14 protein-coding genes and 1 pseudogene are annotated in these 20,117 nt (G+C 66.9%); all 15 read left to right on the forward strand.

What is annotated here, in order from left to right:
• Window positions 1-1,392, forward strand: coding sequence for a UDP-N-acetylmuramoyl-L-alanine--D-glutamate ligase (gene murD / locus LG661_RS06070; protein ID WP_230530983.1), 1,392 nt, complete (start codon window positions 1-3; stop codon window positions 1,390-1,392).
• Between the two features lie 2 nt (window positions 1,393-1,394).
• Window positions 1,395-2,537 (forward strand): putative lipid II flippase FtsW, encoded by a 1,143-nt coding sequence (ftsW, locus tag LG661_RS06075; protein ID WP_230530984.1) that lies wholly within the window; start codon window positions 1,395-1,397, stop codon window positions 2,535-2,537.
• Window positions 2,534-3,652 (forward strand): undecaprenyldiphospho-muramoylpentapeptide beta-N-acetylglucosaminyltransferase, encoded by a 1,119-nt coding sequence (murG, locus tag LG661_RS06080; protein ID WP_230530985.1) that lies wholly within the window; start codon window positions 2,534-2,536, stop codon window positions 3,650-3,652. The genes ftsW and murG overlap by 4 nt, the downstream gene beginning before the upstream one ends.
• A complete protein-coding gene (gene murC, locus LG661_RS06085; protein ID WP_230530986.1) occupies window positions 3,649-5,064 on the forward strand; it encodes a UDP-N-acetylmuramate--L-alanine ligase in 1,416 nt (471 codons plus the stop codon). Before murG ends, murC begins: the two co-directional genes overlap by 4 nt.
• A 159-nt stretch (window positions 5,065-5,223) precedes the next feature.
• Window positions 5,224-6,144, forward strand: a complete 921-nt coding sequence (gene murB, locus LG661_RS06090) for a UDP-N-acetylmuramate dehydrogenase (protein WP_230530987.1) — start codon at window positions 5,224-5,226, stop codon at window positions 6,142-6,144.
• A gap of 66 nt (window positions 6,145-6,210) precedes the next feature.
• Entirely contained in the window at window positions 6,211-7,134 is a 924-nt protein-coding gene (locus LG661_RS06095; RefSeq protein ID WP_230530988.1) for a D-alanine--D-alanine ligase, read from the forward strand.
• Window positions 7,101-8,075, forward strand: coding sequence for a cell division protein FtsQ/DivIB (locus tag LG661_RS06100; protein WP_230530989.1), 975 nt, complete (start codon window positions 7,101-7,103; stop codon window positions 8,073-8,075). The genes LG661_RS06095 and LG661_RS06100 overlap by 34 nt, the downstream gene beginning before the upstream one ends.
• On the forward strand, window positions 8,072-9,394 hold the full coding sequence (gene ftsA, locus LG661_RS06105; RefSeq protein ID WP_230530990.1) for a cell division protein FtsA: 1,323 nt from the start codon (window positions 8,072-8,074) through the stop codon (window positions 9,392-9,394). Before LG661_RS06100 ends, ftsA begins: the two co-directional genes overlap by 4 nt.
• 100 nt (window positions 9,395-9,494) lie before the next feature.
• Window positions 9,495-11,198, forward strand: a complete 1,704-nt coding sequence (ftsZ, locus tag LG661_RS06110; RefSeq protein WP_230530991.1) for a cell division protein FtsZ — start codon at window positions 9,495-9,497, stop codon at window positions 11,196-11,198.
• Between the two features lie 276 nt (window positions 11,199-11,474).
• Window positions 11,475-12,419: a UDP-3-O-acyl-N-acetylglucosamine deacetylase gene (gene lpxC, locus LG661_RS06115; protein WP_230530992.1), complete on the forward strand. Its 945-nt coding sequence runs from the start codon at window positions 11,475-11,477 to the stop codon at window positions 12,417-12,419.
• Between the two features lie 211 nt (window positions 12,420-12,630).
• A complete protein-coding gene (locus tag LG661_RS06120) occupies window positions 12,631-13,524 on the forward strand; it encodes an outer membrane protein assembly factor BamD (RefSeq protein WP_230530993.1) in 894 nt (297 codons plus the stop codon).
• 13 nt (window positions 13,525-13,537) lie between these two features.
• Window positions 13,538-15,211: a DNA repair protein RecN gene (gene recN, locus LG661_RS06125; RefSeq protein ID WP_230530994.1), complete on the forward strand. Its 1,674-nt coding sequence runs from the start codon at window positions 13,538-13,540 to the stop codon at window positions 15,209-15,211.
• A 143-nt stretch (window positions 15,212-15,354) separates the two neighbouring features.
• A pseudogene (locus LG661_RS06130) lies at window positions 15,355-16,139 on the forward strand (DUF2189 domain-containing protein).
• 856 nt (window positions 16,140-16,995) lie between these two features.
• Window positions 16,996-19,155: an NAD-dependent DNA ligase LigA gene (gene ligA / locus LG661_RS06135; protein WP_230530995.1), complete on the forward strand. Its 2,160-nt coding sequence runs from the start codon at window positions 16,996-16,998 to the stop codon at window positions 19,153-19,155.
• A gap of 46 nt (window positions 19,156-19,201) precedes the next feature.
• On the forward strand, window positions 19,202-20,068 hold the full coding sequence (locus tag LG661_RS06140) for a helix-turn-helix transcriptional regulator (protein ID WP_230530996.1): 867 nt from the start codon (window positions 19,202-19,204) through the stop codon (window positions 20,066-20,068).
• Window positions 20,069-20,117: the final 49 nt, after the last annotated feature.

A 20,117-nucleotide genomic window follows, 5' to 3' on the forward strand; every position in this document is an offset into this window, starting at 1 on the left:
ATGACGCCCGTCACCACCTTCGCCGAAAAAACGGTTGCTCTCTTCGGCCTCGGCGGGTCGGGGCTCGCGACGGCTTTGGCGCTGAAGGCGGGCGGGGCGCATGTGATCGCCTGCGACGACAACCCGGCGAAGATGGCGGAAGCCGCCTCCAAGGGCATCGAGACGGGCGACCTGCGCGAGATCGACTGGTCCAAGGTTTCCGCTCTCGTCCTCTCGCCCGGGGTGCCGCTGACGCATCCCGAGCCGCACTGGTCGGCAAGGCTCGCGAAGGAGAACGGCGTCGAGATCATCGGCGATATCGAGCTGTTCTGCCGCGAGCGGGCGAAGATCGCGCCGAACGCGCCGTTCGTGGCCATCACCGGCACCAACGGCAAGTCCACCACGACGGCTTTGATCGCGCATATGCTGCGCGAGACAGGCTGCGACGTGCAGATGGGCGGCAATATCGGCACGGCGATTCTCTCGCTGGAGCCGCCCTCCGACAACCGCATCCACGTCATCGAGTGCTCCTCATTTCAGATCGATCTGGCACCCTCGCTCAACCCCACCATCGGCGTCCTCCTCAACATCTCGCCGGATCATCTCGACCGGCACGGGACGATGGAGAATTACGCGGCGATCAAGGAGCGGCTGGTCGCGAAGGCGAAGCAGGCCATTGTCGGCATCGACGATGAAATGAGCCGCGCCATTGCCAAGGCCTGTTCGGCACGCGGAGTGGATGTCAGCTACGTGTCGATTGAGCCTTTCAGCGTGAAGGGCGTCTTTGTCGACGGCGACACGCTGGTTCAGTCAGCGGCATCCGATGCTGTCGCGGTTGCCAGCCTTTCGGGCATCGGCTCGCTCCGCGGCTCCCATAATGCGCAGAACGCAGCAGCCGCGGTCGCCGTCGCGATGGCCTTGGGGATTCCGGGCGAGAAGATCGGGTCCGGCCTTCATACCTTCCCCGGTCTTCCCCACCGCATGGAGGAGGTCGGCCGCATCCGCTCGACGCTCTTCATCAACGATTCCAAGGCCACCAACGCCGACTCCACCGAGAAGGCTCTGAAGTCCTTTGACAACATTCTCTGGATCCTCGGCGGCAAGGCGAAGGAAGGCGGCATCGAGCCGCTGAGGCCCTACTTCCCGAAGATCAGGAAAGCCTATCTCATCGGCGCGGCGACGGAAGACTTCGCAAAGACGCTTGGGAACGACGTTCCTTATGTCCGCTGCGGCACGCTCGACAAGGCGGTGGAGCAGGTAGCGAGCGATGCAGAGGCCGTGAATGGCCCTGTGGTCGTTCTCCTGTCGCCCGCCTGCGCATCCTACGATCAGTATCCGAACTACGAAGTGCGCGGAAACCACTTCCGCGATCTGGTCCGGGCCTTGCCCGGCATCGACGTCAAGGGGGCTTAGAGATGGTATCGCGCGCGGAACGCTCTCCCTTCAGCGACTGGTGGTGGACGGTCGACCGCCTGCTGCTGGCGGCGCTCGCCATCCTGATGCTGTCGGGCCTCGTCTTCCTCATGGCGGGCGGGCCGCCCGTCGCGGAGCGCCTCGGGCTCTCCACCTTCCACTTCGTGAATCGCCAGGTGCTGTTCCTGGTTCCGGCGGCCTGCCTCATGCTGACGGTCTCGTTCCTGTCGCTTCGCCATCTGCGGCGGCTGGCGCTGCTGGTCTATGCGGGCGGCATGGTGCTGATCCTGCTCGCGTTCCAGTACGGTCCCGAGATCAAGGGCGCGCATCGCTGGATCATGATCGGCCCGCTCGGCATCCAGCCCTCCGAGTTCGTGAAGCCCGCCTTCGTGGTGCTCGCCGCCTGGGCCTTTTCCGAGGGCGCGCGCAACAAGGACATGCCGGGGGCGCTGCTGGCGCTGCTGATCCTTCCCGCCACCATCATCCCGCTCATCCTCCAGCCCGATTTCGGCCAGACCATGCTCGTCACCATCGTGTGGTGCGGCCTTTTCTTCGTGGCGGGCCTGCACTGGTTCTGGGTCATGGGGCTCGGCGGCGCGGGGCTCGTGGGCATCGTCGCGGCCTATGAATTCCTGCCGCACGTGCGCGCCCGCATCGAGCGCTTCCTCGACAAGGATTCCGGCGATACCTTCCAGGTCGACACCGCGATGGAATCCTTCTCCCGCGGCGGCTGGCTCGGGCGCGGTCCGGGGGAGGGCACCGTGAAGCGCATTCTCCCCGACGCCCATACCGACTTCATCTTCGCCGTCACGGCGGAGGAGTTCGGCATCGTCGTGTGCCTCCTCCTCCTTACGCTCTTCGCCTTCATCGTGCTGCGCGGCCTCATGCTGGCGCGGCGCAACGAGGACACGTTCTGCCGCCTCGCGGCCACGGGCCTCATCCTCATGTTCGGCCTGCAGGCCTCCATCAACATGATGGTGAACGTGCACCTCATGCCCGCCAAGGGCATGACGCTCCCCTTCATCTCCTATGGCGGCTCGTCGCTGCTGTCGCTCGCGCTCGGCATGGGCTTCCTGATCGCGCTCACCCGCCGCCGCCCGCGCGCGGAGATGATGGAGCACAACCAGAGCTGGGCGCGCGCATGACGGCTCCGCTGATCCTGCTCACCGCCGGCGGAACCGGCGGCCACCTCTTCCCGGCGGAGGCCCTTGCCAATGTGCTGAAGGCGCAAGGCTGCCGTGTGGCGCTCGCCACCGACAAGCGCGCCAATGCCTATGCGGGCTCCTTCCCGGCGGACGAGATCGTGGAGATCCCTTCAGCCACCCCATCGGGACGCTCGGTGCCGCAAATGGCGAAGGCCGCCCTTCTCCTGGCCCAGGGCACGCTCAAGGCCGCGACCCTCGTCCGCGGCATGAAGCCCGACGCGGTCGTGGGCTTCGGCGGCTATCCCACCGTTCCGCCCGTCATCGCCGCCTCGCTCCTCAAGGTGCCGACGGTGATCCATGAGGCGAACGGGGTCATGGGACGGGCGAACCGCCTGCTCGCCCGCCGCGCCACTCTCATCGCGACGGGTTTCGCCGACATCAAGGGCATTCCGGCCAAGGTGCCGGGCCAGGTGATCCAGACCGGCAATCCGATCCGGCCCGCGGTGCTGGAAGCGGCAAAAACGCCCTATCCCGCCCTTTCGGCCGGGGACCCGTTCCGCCTCCTCGTCACCGGCGGCAGCCAGGGCGCGCGGGTGATGAGCGACGTGGTGCCGCCCGCCATCGAGCTGCTGCCGGAGGAGATCCGCTCCCGTCTCGTCATCACCCAGCAGGCGCGGGGCGAGGATCTGGAGCGCGTGCGCGCCCATTACCAGCGGCTCGGCGTCGCCTTCGAGGCGGAGCCCTTCTTCAAGGACCTGCCGCAGCGCATCGCCGACGCCCATCTCGTCATTTCCCGCTCGGGCGCCTCGACGGTGGCAGAGCTCGCCGTGATCGGCCGCCCCTCGATCCTCGTGCCCCTGCCGGGCTCCCTCGACCAGGATCAGGCCGCCAATGCCAGGACCCTGGCCGATATCGGCGCCGCCATCCTTTGTCCGCAATCGGACTTCACCCCTGAGCGCCTGGCGAATGAAATTCGCTCCTATTGTCAACAGCCTGAGCGCTTGACCCAGGCCGCCGCTGCCGCACATAGCGCCAGCATCACGGATGCGGCCGAGCGCCTCGCCAAGGCCGTCCTCCAGCTCGTCCCTGCGAACCACAACGGAATAAGCCCATGAAACTGCCGCCGAAGCTCGGACCCATTCATTTCATCGGCATCGGCGGCATCGGCATGTCCGGCATCGCCGAGGTCATGCACAATCTCGGCTACACGGTGCAGGGCTCGGACGCCGCCGACAACTACAACGTCAAGCGCCTCGCCGACAAAGGCATCAAGACCTTCATCGGCCACAAGGCCGAGAACGTGGAGAATGCCGAGATCGTGGTGGTCTCCACCGCCATCAGGCGCGACAACCCGGAGCTGATCGTCGCCCGCGAGCGTCGCCTGCCGGTGGTGCGCCGCGCCGAGATGCTGGCCGAACTCATGCGCTTCAAGTCCTGCGTCGCGGTGGCGGGCACCCACGGCAAGACCACGACGACCTCCCTCGTAGCCACGCTGCTCGACGCGGGCGGGCTCGATCCCACCGTCATCAACGGCGGCATCATCAATGCCTACGGCACGAATGCCCGCATGGGCGACGGCGCGTGGATGGTGGTGGAGGCCGACGAATCCGACGGCACCTTCCTCAAGCTTCCGGCGGACGTGGCGGTCGTCACCAATATCGACCCGGAGCATCTCGACCATTTCGGCACGTTCGATGCGATCAAGGACGCCTTCCGCTCCTTCATCGACTCGATCCCCTTCTACGGCTTCGCGGTGATGTGCATCGACCATCCGGTGGTGCAGGATCTCGTGGGCCGCATCGAGGACCGGCGCATCATCACCTATGGCGAGAACCCGCAGGCCGACGTGCGCCTGATGGACGTGGATTCCCGCGGCGGGCAGAACCGCTTCCGCGTGATGATCCGCGACCGCCGCCCGGGCTTCCGGCAGGAGCTGGAGGACCTCGTCCTGCCGATGCCAGGCGCGCACAACGCGTTGAACGCGACGGCCGCTATTGCGGTCGCGCACGAACTCGGCGTCTCGGCGGATGCGATCCGCAAGGCACTGGCCGGCTTCGGCGGCGTGAAGCGCCGCTTCACCCGCACGGGCGAGTGGAACGGCGTCACCGTCTTCGACGATTACGGCCATCACCCGACCGAAATCGCGGCGGTGCTCAAGGCGGCCCGCGCTTCCACGGACGGCAACGTCATCGCCGTCGTGCAGCCGCACCGCTATACGCGCCTGTCGTCCCTGTTCGACCAGTTCTGCACCTGCTTCAACGATGCGGATTCCGTCATCGTCGCGCCGGTCTACGCCGCGGGCGAGCAGCCGATCCCCGGCGCCGACCGCGATGGGCTCGTCTCGGGCCTGAAGGCCCGCGGCCACCGCAACGTCATGGCGCTGGAGAAGTCGGAAGACCTCGCCAGCCTCGTGAAGGGCATCGCGAAGCCCGGCGATTACGTGCTCTGCCTCGGCGCCGGCAACATCACGCAATGGGCTTATGCGCTGCCCGGCGAACTCGATGCGCTGAGCGAGAAGGCGGCCTGATGATTGTCGCGGAGACCCGAGGTTTCCTCATCCTGAGGAGAGCGCTACGCGCTCGTCTCGAAGGACGAGGAATCCGCTTCCAGTGCACTCTGGAGACGCCCCCGTCCTTCGAGACGCGAGGCAAGCTCGCTCCTCAGGATGAGGCCCGCGGGGTATCGCATGTTTCCTGACATCGTTCCCGAACTCAAAGCGCGCATGCCCGAATTGCGGGGCAAGCTGCAGGCCAATGCGCCGACGGCTCCGCTCTCCTGGTTTCGCACCGGCGGCCCGGCGCAGGTTCTGTTCACGCCAGCCGACACGGACGATCTCGCCACGTTCCTCCAGCATCTCGACCGGACGATCCCGGTGCTCGTGGTGGGGCTGGGCTCCAACCTGCTGATCCGCGACGGGGGCCTGGAAGGCGTCGTCATTCGCCTGGGGAAGGGCTTTGCCGAGGTGTCGGTCGAGCCCGGCCGCCGCATCCGCGCGGGCGCGGGCGCTCCCGACGTGAAAGCGGCGCGGGCCGCCGCCGAGGCGGGCATCGCCGGCCTTTCGTTCCTGCGCGGCATTCCCGGCGCGATCGGCGGGGCCTTGCGCATGAACGGCGGGGCTTATGGCGGCGAGACCAAGGACGTGCTCGTGGAAGCCAAGGGCGTCACGCGCACGGGCGAGGCGGTCTCCTACACGAATGCGCAGATGGGCTTCACCTATCGGCATTCCGGCGTGCCCGAGGACGTGATCTTCACCGAGGCGCTGTTCGAGGGCCGTCCGGGGGATCCGGACGAGATCCTGGCCGAGATGAACGCCATCACCGAGGCGCGCTCCTCCACCCAGCCGGTCAATACCCGCACCGGCGGCTCCACCTTCAAGAACCCTCCAGGCAAGAAGGCCTGGGAGCTGGTCGACGCCGCCGGCTGCCGGGGCCTTCGCATGGGCGACGCCCAGGTCTCCGAGATGCACTGCAACTTCCTCGTCAATCACGGTTCGGCCACCGCCGCCGAGATCGAAGGTCTCGGGGAGGAGGTGCGCCGCCGGGTCCGCGAGACTTCGGGCGTGGAGCTCGAATGGGAGATCAAGCGCGTCGGGCTGCCCAAGGCCTGATTCGGGCGCGAATCACTTCGTCAACGTCCCGGTGCCGGAGCGCCGGGTGCAAGGGGAGAGCGGATTATGGCCAAGCACGTTGCCGTCCTTTACGGCGGCTGGTCGGCGGAGCGCACGGTCAGCCTAGCCTCCGGCCGGGCTTGTGCGAAAGCCCTGGAAGAGCAGGGCTACAAGGTCACCCCCATCGACGTGCAGCCCGACATCGCCACCGTGCTCCAGGCCACATCGCCGGATGTGGTGTTCAACGCCCTCCACGGACGTGTGGGCGAGGACGGCACGATCCAGGGCCTGCTCGAGATCCTGAAAATTCCCTACACCCATTCCGGCGTCCTCGCCTCGGCGCTCGCCATGCAGAAGGACAGGGCGAAGACCGTCATGGCCGCTGCCGGCGTGCCCGTGCCCAGGGGCGTGGTGGTTAACCGCCTCGAGGCGGCCAGGCGCCATGTCCTTCCGGGCCCCTACGTCATCAAGCCGGTCAGCGAGGGCTCCTCCGTCGGCGTCATCATCGTGCGCGAGGACCGCTCCCATCCGCCTCAGGAACTGCTGCGGGAAGACTGGGCCTTCGGCGAGGAAGTCCTTGTCGAATCATATGTTGCGGGCCGCGAGCTCACCTGTGCCGTCATGGGCGACAAGGCGCTCGGGGTCATCGACATCCGCCCGGCGACCGGCGTCTTCTACGATTACGACGCAAAGTATGTGAAGGGCGGCTCCATTCACGTGCTGCCTGCGGAAATTAAACCGAATATTTACCAAAAGGTCCAAGAGTTGGCGTTAACGGCGCATCAAGCGCTCGGCTGTCGGGGAATCAGCCGCGCCGACTTGCGGTACGACGATACGCCCGGGGGGACCGGGGAACTCGTCGTTCTCGAGGTCAACACGCAACCCGGCATGACCGAGACAAGCTTGGTGCCAGAAATCGCAGCCCATGCGGGCTACACGTTTGGCGAGCTTATGCAATGGATGGTGGAGGACGCTACCTGCAACCGATGACGGCCTACCCGGCCGGCGTTGCGGTTGCGCGCGCTGCCTCCGGAGGCCGGAGGCCAGGTTCTACCCGAATCAAGTCGTTCTTCGGCTCCTCCCGGAGCGTCCGCCCCGGGCGGTCCGTCACCTTACCCATCGAGCGCCGGGTTCCGCGCTTCCTCGGAACCGGGCTCGCCCTCGGCTTCTTCTCCGCCGTCGTCACGCTCGGCCTCTGGCAGGGCGGGCATCTGAACGAATTCATCGCCAGGCACGGGGAGCCGCACCATGCGCTGGGGCGCGCCGTGGGCCTCGGCCTCGAACAGGTGACGATCTCCGGCATTTCGCAGATCCGCGAGAGCGAGGTTCTTCTGGCCGCCGGCATCAATCCGAAGCTGTCGCTGGCCTTCATCGACGTGAACGACGTGCGTGAGCGCCTCGAGAACGTCCCGATGATCAAGAGCGCCTCGGTGCGCAAGCTCTATCCGAACGAACTCGTCATCTCGCTCAACGAGCGCGAGCCGCACGCGATCTGGCAGCTCAATGGCGAGTTGTTCGTCATCGCCGCGGACGGCACCGTCGTCGACCTGATGCAGGATGCGCGCTTCATCGGCCTGCCCTTCGTGGTGGGCGAGCGCGCCAACACGCGAAGCAAGGACTACCTTGCGCTGATCGAGGCCGCAGGCCCGCTGAAGGACCGCATCCGCGCCGGAACTCTCGTCTCCGGACGCCGCTGGACGCTCAAGATGGACAACGGCATGGACGTGCGCCTGCCGGAGATCGGAGCAGCCGATGCGCTGGCGAGGCTCGTGAAGCTCGAACAGGACCAGAAGATCCTGGAGAAGGACGTGCTCGCAATCGATCTGCGCATGGCCGATCGGGTCGTGGTTCGCCTGACGGAAGAAGCTGCTTCGGCTCGCGCCGAGGCTCTCAAGAAGAAACCGATGCGCGGCAAGGGGGTCGGTACATGAATCTCTCAGGTCATGGTTTGACGCCGCGCCTGAAGCCGCTGTCCGCGCGCAAGAGCGCCATTCTCTCGGTCCTCGATGTCGGGACGAGCAAGGTCGTCTGCGTCGTTGCGGAGCTGAAGCCGACGGACGATGTCGATTCGCTGCATGGCCGCACGCACGTGGCCCGCATCCTCGGCATCGGCCACCAGCGCTCCATGGGACTCAAAGGCGGCGTGATCGTCGATCTGGAGGCGGCCGAGGCGTCGATCCGCCAGGCCGTTCACGCGGCCGAGCGGATGGCGAAGGTCGAGATCCAGTCGGTGATCGTCAACCTCACCGGCGGCCGTCTCGGCTCCGAACATTTCGATGCGCATATCCCGGTGCGCGGGGCCGTGGGCGAGGGCGATCTGCAGCGCGTGCTCGATGCGGCGTCCTCTTACGATCTGCGCCGGGGCAGGACCGTTCTGCACGCGCTGCCGACGGGCTTCTCGCTCGATGCGCAGAATCACATCGTCGACCCCACCGGCATGATCGGAGAGCGGCTCGGCGTGGACCTGCATGTGGTCACGTCGGAAGCGGCGGCCGCGCGCAACCTGATGCTGGCCGTCGAGCGCTGCCACCTCGGCGTCGAGGCTGTGATCGCGACGCCTTACGCGGCGGGCCTCTCGGCTCTCATCGACGACGAGGCGGATCTCGGCTGCGCCGTGGTCGACATGGGCGGCGGCACCACAAGCGTCGGCATCTTCGCGAACGGTCACATGGTCCACACCGACGCCATCGCGGTCGGCGGCCACCACGTGACCATGGACATCGCGCGCGGTCTCACGACCCGCATTTCCGCGGCCGAGCGTCTCAAGACGCTCTACGGCTCGGCCATCGCTTCGAGCGCGGACGAGCGCGACATGATTGCGGTTCCGCAGGTCGACGAGGACGAGCGCGACGTGCCGAACCATCTGCCGAAGTCGCATCTCGTGCGGATCATCAAGCCGCGCGTCGAGGAGGTTCTCGAACTCGTGCGCGACCGCTTGAGGGCGGCGGGCTTTGCGGCGCAGGCCGGACGGCGCGTCATCCTGACGGGCGGCGCAAGCCAGCTCGTGGGCCTGCCCGAAACGGCGCGGCGCATTCTTCAGGGACAGGTTCGTGTCGGGCGTCCGCTCGGCATCAAGGGCCTGCCCGAGGCGGCGAAGGGCCCCGCCTTCTCGGCGGTGGTCGGCCTCCTGGTTTATCCCCAGGTGGCGCATGTCGAATATTTCGAGCCGCGTTCCAGCGGCTTGTTCCAGGGTACGGGAACCGACGGCTACTTCTCACGGGTGGGCCGCTGGATTCGCGACAGTTTTTAAGAGTACCGCAACGGCGCGGCGGGCCGTTGCGGAGCGTACAAGTCAACAAGGGTAAGCGTCTGCCAAACGCTATCGGTAAAGGGCCAAAGAGGCATAGGTCATGGCAATCAATCTGCAAGCTCCGGACATCCGGGAACTCAAGCCGCACATCACGGTCTTCGGCGTCGGCGGCGCCGGCGGAAATGCCGTGAACAACATGATCGAGTCCGGTCTGGAGGGCGTCGAATTCGTGGTATCGAACACCGACGCGCAGGCGCTGGCTTCCTCGAAGGCCCCGCGCGTGATCCAGATGGGCATCCAGGTGACGGAAGGCCTCGGCGCCGGCTCGCAGCCGGAAGTCGGCCGCGCCGCCGCCGAAGAGGTGATCGACGAAATCCGCGATCAGCTCTCGGGCTCGCACATGGTCTTCATCACCGCCGGCATGGGCGGCGGCACCGGCACGGGCGCCGCCCCGGTGGTCGCCCGGGCGGCTCGTGAGCTCGGTATACTGACGGTTGGCGTCGTCACGAAGCCGTTCCAGTTCGAGGGCGTGCGCCGCATGCGCCTCGCGGAAGCCGGCATCGCCGAACTGCAGCAGGCGGTCGATACCCTCATCGTCATCCCGAACCAGAACCTCTTCCGCGTCGCCACGGAGAAGACGACCTTCGCGGACGCCTTCGCCATGGCCGACCAGGTGCTCTATTCGGGCGTCGCCTGCATCACCGACCTCATGGTGAAGGAAGGCCTGATCAACCTCGACTTCGCCGACGTCCGCTCCGTGATGCGCGGCATGGGCAAGGCGATGATGGGCACGGGCGAAGCCTCCGGCGAGAAGCGCGCCATGCGCGCGGCCGAGGCCGCCATCGCCAACCCGCTCCTCGACGACGTGTCGATGAAGGGCGCGCGCGGCCTGCTGATCTCCATCACCGGCGGCAACGATCTCACCCTCTACGAACTCGATGAGGCCGCCACCCGCATCCGCGAGGAAGTGGACCAGGATGCCAACATCATCCTCGGCGCGACCTTCGACGAGAGCCTGGAGGGAATCATCCGCGTCTCCGTCGTCGCGACCGGCATCGACCATGCGCTCGTCGAGAACGGCGCGGACCTGTCTGCAACCGAGCAGCGGATCTCCGAGGTGGCCGAGCGTCTCCGGGCCGAGGCCCGCGCCCGCGCCACCCATACCCAGCCCGTTCCCACCTTTCGCGCCACGCCCCAGGCCGAGCCGGTGAGGGCGACCCCCGTCCTGCCTCAGGCGACTCCGATGCCTGCGCCGGTCGCGCCGGTCTCCCTGGCAACCCCGGTGGAGCCTGCCCCGCAGCCCGTGATTCGCGACGAGGTGGTCCTCACGCCGACCCAGCCGAAGCCGGCCATGGCCTATGAGCCCCCGGCGGCTCCTCAGGCGGCCTTCGAGGAGGAGCCCATGGAGCAGGGCGCCTTCATCCCGCCGCAGGCGGAGCGGGCCGTGCGCCCGGCCCGGATGCCGCGAATCGACGAGCTGCCGGTTCCGGCCCAGAACCAGATCCGCGCCAGCCGCGGCGAGGTCGAGCCTTCCCAGGCCCACAAGCCGTCGCTGATTCAGAGGCTCACCACCATGGGCTTCGGCCGCGGCCGGGAGGAGGCTCAGCCTGCGGAACCGGCGGCCCAGCGCCCTGCGCCCGAGGCCCCGCGTCCGCAGATGTCCTCGGTCCATGCGGAATACGCCAAGCGTCCGGCCGCCCCCCAGGGCTACCGTCCCGCTGCGGGCCAGGCGCCTGCGGCTGCGCGGAGCGCGGAGGATGACCAGCTGGAGATTCCCGCCTTCCTGCGCCGCCAGGCCAACTGACCTATCGGCACTGTCACAGACGAGGCCCTCAGTCGGAGACCGGCTGGGGGTCTATTTGTTAAAAAAGCATTAAGATCAATAACTTGCGAATGGTCGAGTTTGTAACACATCGTTAAAAAGCGTGATTTGGCCTAGCCTGCGAGCGGGACTATGGTGCCCTCAAGTCGAAAGGCAGGCTGCAAGGGGGCCTGCCGGTCACAGAAACCACAGCAGCGGAAGCCATTCCCACCGCAGACGAGCCTCTCCAAGCGGTGATGGCATTCGAGGTCCAAAATAATGAAGCAGAGCCAGCAGACCACGCTTCGCGCCGCCGTGACACTCGTGGGCGTCGGAGTTCATTCCGGGGACGAGGTGAAGATGATCCTTCACCCGGCGGAAGTGAACCACGGCATCGCCTTCCTGCGCACGGGTCTCCCGGGCGGGGTGGATCGCCTGATCGACGCCCGCCACCTGGCGGTCACCGCGACCGAGCTCTGCACTGTGATCGGCGACCGGGACAGCGGGGCCGTGGCGACCATCGAGCACCTGATGGCGGCGCTCACCGGCCTCGGCATCGATAACGTGCTCGTCGAAATCGACGGGCCGGAGGTTCCGATCCTCGACGGCAGCTCCGCTCCCTTCATCGACGCCATCGACCAGGTCGGCATTGCGATGCAGAATGCGAGCCGCCGCTATCTGAAGGTTCTGCGCCCCGTCCGCGTCACGCAGGGCAAGGCCTTCGCCGAACTCCTCCCCAACGAGCGCAGCTTCCGTCTCGACGTTGAGATCGACTTCCCGACCCCGGTGATCGGCCGTCAGCGCAAGATGATCGACCTCAGCCCGTCGGTCTTCCGCCGCGACATCTCCCGGGCCCGCACCTTCGGCTTCATGCGCGACGTGGAGAAGCTCTGGGGCGCCGGCTTCGCGCTCGGCGCTTCCCTCGACAACACGGTGGCCATCGGCGACGACGGCATCATCAACCCGGAAGGCCTGCGCTACAGCGACGAGTTCGTCCGCCACAAGCTCCTGGACGCCATCGGCGATCTTTCCCTGGCCGGCCTGCCGCTGCTCGGCACCTACCGCTCCTATTGCGGCGGCCACCGCCTGAACTTCTCGGTCCTCGAGGCCCTGTTCGCAAGCCGGTCCAACTACGCCATCGTGGACGCCGTGCCGCGCCGCGAGGGCGCCTATGCCGATCTCGGCTCTGTGGCCGTGCCGGCCTTCGCTCCGGAAATTCACTGAGAACGACCTCTTCGAACGACCTCTTCGGCCATTTTCGGGCGCTGCCTTCGCAGGCAAGCGCCCATTGGCCGCATGATTTCGGGCAGGCCCCTCGCAATACCCTTGGGTAAAGCCTGTCGGATGGGGTTGGCTCTTTCCCTGCGCTTAGGTTAAAGAACCTTCCGTGCATCGTTAAACAATTCCGGGCACGGTTATTGGAGGACCGCGAGGCATGTCTTTCGCGAAGGCTTATTCGGGCTTCGGCGCAGCGGGACGCGCGCTTATCATCGGCGCATGCGGCATGCTGCTGGCCGGTTGCGACACCCTGTCGTCGATCAACCCGTTCGACAAGGACGACACCTACAAGCCGGAGATCGTCGCGAGCACTCCGGCGGAGGAGGTCTACAACGACGGCCTCGCCCGTATCCAGAAGCAGGATTTCGAGGGCGCCGCCAAGAAATTTGCCAGTCTCGACAAGCAGCACCCCTATTCCGAGTGGGCGCGCAAGGGACTGATCATGGAGGCCTACGCCAATTACGAGGGCGGCCTCTACGAGGAGACGATCAACGCCTCCAAGCGTTATCTCCAGAGCTATCCCAACTCTCCGGACGCGGCCTATGCCCAGTATCTGATGGCCTCGGCCTATTACGATCAGATCCCGGACATCACCCGCGACCAGGCCGCCTCCGAGCGCGCCATCCTGACGCTGCAGGATCTCGTCCAGCGCTATCCGTCCTCCGAATACGTGGCGGATGCGAAGAAGAAGCTCCAGGTGGCCAGCGACCAGCTCGCCGGCAAGGAGATGGAGGTCGGCCGCTTCTACCTCCAGAAGCGCAACTATTCCGGCGCCATCAACCGCTTCCGTCACGTGGTCTCACGCTACCAGACGACCCGCCACGTGGAAGAGGCTCTCGAGCGCCTGACCGAGGCCTACATGGCCATGGGCATCGTCAGCGAGGCGCAGACGGCCGCCGCCGTGCTCGGGCACAACTTCCCCGACAGCCCCTGGTACAAGGATGCCTACGCCCTGCTGACCAAGGGCGGCGTCGAGCCGCGCGAGGATTCCGAATCCTGGATCAGCAAGGCCTTCCGCGGCGTCCCGCAGGTCGGCCAGAAGAGGGCCTAAAACCCCCACTTCCATGCTGATCCAGCTCGCGATCCGCGATATCGTCCTCATCGACCGGCTCGAGCTCCACTTCCATGAAGGGCTCAGCGTCCTCACGGGTGAGACGGGCGCTGGCAAATCCATTCTTCTCGACGCCTTCGCGCTCGCCCTCGGCGGGCGCGGCGACGGCAGCCTCGTGCGCCATGGGGAAACCCAGGGCCAGATCACGGCCGTGTTCGACTGCCCGCTCGACCATCCCGCACGCCGCATCGCGACGGAGGCGGAGATCGACGTGGAGGGCGACCTGATCCTGCGCCGGGTCCAGGTGGCCGACGGGCGCACCCGCGCCTTCGTCAACGACCAGCCCGTGAGCGTGCAGGTGCTTCGGGCCATAGGCTCGACCCTGGTCGAGATCCACGGCCAGCACGACGACCGCGCCCTGGTCGATCCCGTCACCCACCGCGCCATCCTCGACGCTTTCGGCGGTCTCGCCGGCGAGGTCCAGGCGGTCGGCGAGGCGGCGCGGCGCGTGCGCGAGGCGAGAGGCGCCCTGCAGGATCACCGCAACCGCATCGAGAAGGCCCGCAAGGAGGCCGATTTCCTGCGCCATGCGGTGGAGGAGCTGACGACGCTCAATCCTCTGCCCGGCGAGGAGGAGACCCTTGCCGAGCGCCGGGTCGTGATGATGCAGTCCGAGAAGGTGGCGCAGGATCTGAACGAGGCCTACGAGGCCGTTGCGGGCAATGCATCGCCTGTCCCCGAACTCTCCGCCGCCGTGCGCAAGCTCGAACGGCGCAGCGCCCAGGCGCCTGCCTTGGTCGATCCGAGCGTGCGCGCGCTCGATGCCGCGCTCGTCGCCATCGACGAGGCGAGGGCGGCCCTGGAAGACGCCATCCGCGCCACTGAATACGATCCCCGCGAGCTGGAGCAGACGGAGGAGCGCCTCTTTGCGCTTCGCGCCGCCGCCCGCAAATACGACGTTCCTGCCGATGAACTCGCGGCCCTTCGCCAGCGCTTCGAGGCGGATGTTGTCGCCATCGATGCGGGCGAGGAGCAGCTTGCGGGCCTGGAAAAGGCGCTCAAGGCCGCCGACGACGCCTATGTGAAAGCCGCGAAGGCGCTCTCCGCCGGCCGCAGGAAGGCCGCCCAGGCGCTCGACGCCGCCGTTCAGGCGGAGCTGCCGCCCCTCAAGCTCGAACGGGCGACGTTCATCACCGATATCCAGACCGACGAGACGAGCCGCGATCCCGCCGGTTTCGAGCGGGTGGAGTTCTGGGCCCAGACCAATCCCGGCACCAAGCCCGGCCCCCTCATGAAGGTGGCCTCGGGCGGCGAGCTTTCGCGCTTCATGCTGGCGCTGAAGGTGGTGCTGGCGGACAAGGGCTCGGCCCCGACCCTCGTCTTCGACGAGATCGACACCGGCGTCGGCGGCGCGGTGGCGGACGCCATCGGCCAGCGCCTCGCGCGCCTTGCGCAGCGCGTCCAGGTCATGGCCGTCACCCACGCGCCCCAGGTCGCCGCCAAGGCCACGAGCCATTTCCTCATCGCCAAGGAAGGCGTGCGCGGCTCCGACCGGGTCGCCACCCGCGTCGTGCCCCTAGAGGCCGATCCCCGCCGCGAGGAAATCGCCCGCATGCTCGCCGGCGCGACGATCACCGAGGAAGCCCGCGCCGCGGCGGCGCGGTTGCTGCAAGCGGCGGCGCACTAGGACAATTCCTGATAGGACATCGCCTTGCGATCTCCGCTATGATCCCATTCGTGCCGTTTCGCTGAAGAAGCCGCAAAGGCAGCGGCGGCACCCGCGATTGAGGACACGTCATCCGGCGATCGCAGGCATGAGGGAGGGATCGCATGAGCCAGGATACTCCAGTCACCACGCCCGGCCAGCGCCGGGACCTCGCGATCCGCCGGATCGGCTTTGCCGACATCGTCGATGCGCTCTTGGCGGGGCTGCGGGATTTCCAGGCCTATCCGGCCTATGGGCTGTTCTTCGGCGGCCTCTACGCCCTCGGAGGGCTCGCCATTCTCGCCTGCGCCTTCTGGTGGGATCTTCTTTATCTGGTCTATCCCCTCGCCGCCGGCTTCGCGCTGATCGGTCCCTTCGTGGCCGTCGGACTCTACGAGGTCAGCAGGCTTCGCGAGCGCGGAGAGCGGCCATCCTGGTCCACCGTCTTCAAGGCGATCTATGCGCAGGGCGCCAAGGAAATCTCCTGGATGGCCTTCGTCACCGTCTTCCTGTTCATCATCTGGATTATCAGGTCCGGCTTCTGATTGCCCTGTTCTGCGGGCTGCATGGCCTTCCGGCGGGTGCGTTTCCGGGCATCCTCTTCACCACGCCCGAGGGGCTGGCCTTCCTCGCCGTGGGGCATGTGATCGGCGGCGTGCTCGCCATCGTCACCTTCTCCATCACCGTCGTCTCGTTTCCGCTTCTCCTCGACCGCGAGGTGGATTTCATCACGGCGATGATTGCCAGCGTGGGCTCCGTCTTCAGCAATCCGCTGCCGATGCTGGGCTGGGGCCTGTGCATCGTGCTCCTGCTCTTCGTCGCATCCCTGCCTGTCTTCCTCGGCCTTCTCGTGGCGCTTCCGGTTCTGGGCCACACGACCTGGCACCTCTACCGGAAGCTGGTCGCGTAGGGCTCTCCGCCTCCCGCAGATCCCATCATGCCAGGAGCTTGCTTTTGGCTTGCGCAAGTCGGGAATGAAGGGCGCAGCGTGAGCTCTCCTCCGCCTTGTGGGGAGGAGTTGGAGGTGGGGGTGTGAGCGCCACGCTGGTCCAGTTCAGCGCAAGCACCCCCACCCCCGGCCCCTCCCCAAGGGGGAGGGGAATGCACGTGTCATCCCCGGCGGCAGCGAAGCAGCCGGGAAGGGGATCCACGCACAGGCGCGGCGCTATGGATTCCCTTCCCCTGCGATGGCTGCGCCCTCTCCGGCCGGGAATGACACCCTCCTCCTCCGGGCTTGTTTTGTTCCCCGCAGTCCTCTCTGCGCCCCATAGCCCTCCTCCTGAGGAGCGAAGCGTCTCGAAGGACGAGGGCGTCTCCCGCGCGCACTGGAGCCTCCTTCGAGACGCCGCTTGCAGCGGCTCCTCAGGATGAGGGCAGAGCATATGTTCTGTTTTTGTTCCTGACTGTTGTCCTAAGCTTTGCTATATCTGAGCGGGTCCGGTCTCACGAGGGACGCCCGAGGCGTCGGTCGGGGAGGCGGGATACGGTTCTGGTCCGGGCGGTCCCGCCCGACTTCTCGCGCTCCACTGCGGACGCGAGGCGAAACCGCGTCCCGCGCTTCCCTCGACACCACGAGAAGCCAGGACCAGCCGACAGCCACCCGCCCCGAAACGGGGCCGGGAACGAGCATGCATGCCGGGAGGGACGATGTCGCGTTGCCGTCTCAAAGCCCCAGCGCCGGTGGATTGCGGGCACCGCTGCGCCCCTGCACTGGAGAGTCCGGCCCGGAGCGCTATGGTTCAACCGATTTCAAACGCGATTCGATCATGCCCGCAGACAAAGCCACGCTCCTGATTCCCGTCGACCAGTTGACGCCACAAGAGGCCCGCGCGGAGCATGACGCGCTGGGGGCCGAGATCACGGAGCATGACCGGCGCTACTACGAGGAGGATGCGCCCTCCGTCTCGGATGCGGAATACGACGCCCTTCGTCTGCGCTACGAGGCCATTGAGGCGCGCTTTCCCGAACTGAAGACGCCCGAGAGCCTGACCCAGAAGGTCGGCTCCAAGGTCTCCGAAAAGTTCGGCAAGATCCGGCACCGGGTGCCGATGCTGTCGCTTTCCAACGGCTTCACGGACGAGGAGGTGGAGGAGTTCGTCGAGCGCATCCGCCGCTTCCTGAACCTGGGCCCGGAGACGCCGCTGGTCTTCACCGCCGACCCCAAGATCGACGGGCTCTCCTTAAGCCTGCGCTACGAGAACGGCAGGCTCGTCTCCGCCGCCACCCGCGGCGACGGCGCGGAAGGCGAGGACGTGACGGCCAATGCCCGCACCGTCGACGACATTCCCCATGTGCTGAACGGCCCGAACGTCCCGGACGTGTTCGAGGTGCGCGGCGAGGTCTACCTGTCCCATGCGGATTTCACCGCCATCAACGCGCGTCAGGAGGCCGCCGGGAAACCGCTTTTCGCCAACCCGCGCAACGCTGCGGCGGGCAGCCTGCGCCAGCTCGATCCGGCCATCACCGCCTCGCGGCCCCTGTGCTTCTTCGCCTATGCCTGGGGCGAGGCGAGCGCAATGCCGGCCGATACGCAATACGGCATGATGGAGTGCCTGCGCAGCTTCGGCTTCAAGGTCAACCCGCTCACGCGCCGCTGCGAAAGCATCGCGGACATGCTGGAGCATTACCGCGCCATCGAGACTGACCGCGCCAATCTCGGCTACGACATCGACGGCGTCGTCTACAAGGTCGATTCCCTGAGCCTGCAGCAGCGCCTCGGCTTCGTCTCGCGCTCGCCCCGCTGGGCGCTGGCGCACAAGTTCCCCGCGCAGAAGGCCGTGACGGTGCTGGAGGACATCGAGATCAATGTGGGCCGCACGGGCTCGCTCAATCCCATCGCGCGGTTGAAGCCCGTGACCGTCGGCGGCGTCGTGGTCTCCAATGCGACGCTCCACAACGAGGACTATATCAAGGGCATCGGCGGCAACGGCGAGAAGATCCGCAACGGAATCGACATCCGCATCGGCGACACGGTGGTGATCAACCGCGCGGGCGACGTGATCCCGAAGGTGCTCGACGTGGTGCTGGAAAAGCGTCCCGCCGACGCAAAGCCTTACGAGCTTCCCACCACGTGCCCGGCCTGCGGCAGCCATGCGGTGCGCGAGGTCAATCCGCGCACCGGCAAGGAGGATGCCGTGCGCCGCTGCACCGGCGGCCTCATCTGCCCGGCGCAGGCCCGCGAGCGCCTCAAGCATTTCGTGTCGCGCAACGCCTTCGACGTCGAGGGAATGGGCGAGCAGCGCATCGACGAGTTCTACGAAGAGGGCCTGATCCAGCGCCCGCAGGACATCTTCACGCTGCAGGCGCGCAATGCGCGCAGCCTCAAGCGGCTGGAGAACCGGGAAGGCTGGGGCCAGACAAGCGCGAAGAACCTGTTCGACGCCATCGAGGCGCGGCGCTCGGTTGCGCTGAACCGCTTCATCTTCGCCCTGGGGATCCCGCATATCGGCGAGACCTCCGCACGTCTGCTCGCACGCCATTTCGGTACCTTCGAGCACCTGCGCGAGGTCGCGAAGGCGGCCGCCGATCCGGACTCGGAGGCCCATGCGGAGCTCACCTCCATCGGCGGCATCGGCCCGGTGGTGGCGGAGGCCGTCGTCGAGTTCTTCAAGGAAGGGCACAACGAGGAGATGCTCGATGCGCTTCTCGCCGAGGTCACGATCGAGCCCATGGAAGCGCCCGCCACCGCGAACTCGCCGGTTGCAGGCAAGACCGTGGTGTTCACCGGCTCTCTCGAGCAGATGACCCGGGAGGAGGCCAAGGCCATGGCCGAGCGGCTCGGGGCCAAGGTGGCAGGCTCCGTGTCCAAGAAGACCGACATCGTGGTGGCGGGGCCGGGGGCAGGCTCCAAGCTCGCCAAGGCGGCCGAACTCGGCGTCCAGGTCATGGACGAGGACGGCTGGTTCGCCCTCGTCGGGCGCGGGTGAGACTCCTGTCCAAGACATCGCTCAGCCTCTGTGGCATGGTCGGCGCATGACGGTGATGACGCCTGAGGTCTCGCTCGATCCCGGCCAGAGGGCGGCGGGCGACGTAACGCATTTCTGGAGGGTGCCGCGCTATCGCGGCCTCGACTGCCTGCGCGCGACCTTCCGCCGTCACGCCTATGCCCGTCACACCCACGAAACCTATGCGGTCGCGGCAATCGTTTCGGGCTGCGAGACCTTTTTCCATCGCGGCGAGCAGCGTTATGCCTATGCGGGGATGATCGGCATCATCTGCCCCGACGAGATCCACGACGGCGAGCCCTATGGCGGCGGCTTCGAGTACCGGACGTTCTATCCCTCGCCGGAACTGATGCAGGAGATCGCGGAGGACGTGGCCGGGCGGCCGCTGTCCCGTCCGCCATGGTTCCCGCGCTCGGTCATCGACGATCCCGAACTCGTCCGGGCCCACGCGAAGCTCCATGCCTGCCTGTCGCGGGACGGCGTTTGGACCTCCGAGATGGAGCAGGACACGCGCCTCGTCGATTTCCTGAGCCGCCTCATCGCGCGCTGGGCCGATCTCGATGCCCTGCCGTCCCTCCGCTACGGCTCGAAGAGCATCCTGAGGGCGCGCGACTGCCTGGACGCCCATCTCGGCGAGGAGGCGGATCTCGCCGACCTCGCGAAGCTGGCGGGACTGTCCCGCAGCCACTTCATCCGCGCCTTCGCCAAGGAGACCGGGCTGACCCCGCACGCCTATCTCCTCGACCGGCGCTTCCGCGCGGCGACGCGGCTGCTGCAGAAGGGGGAGGCTCCGGGGGATGTGGCAGCCGCCTGCGGCTTCTTCGACCAGAGCCATCTCAACCGGGTGTTCAAGGCCCGCATGGGCGTGACGCCGGGCGCCTATCGCGCCGCCTGAAAAGAGCACTTTCATCCAAGACGGCCCACCGCCCGTCGCGCATAAGGGC

The organism is Microvirga roseola (assembly GCF_020866965.1).
GTDB classification, from domain to species: domain Bacteria; phylum Pseudomonadota; class Alphaproteobacteria; order Rhizobiales; family Beijerinckiaceae; genus Microvirga; species Microvirga roseola.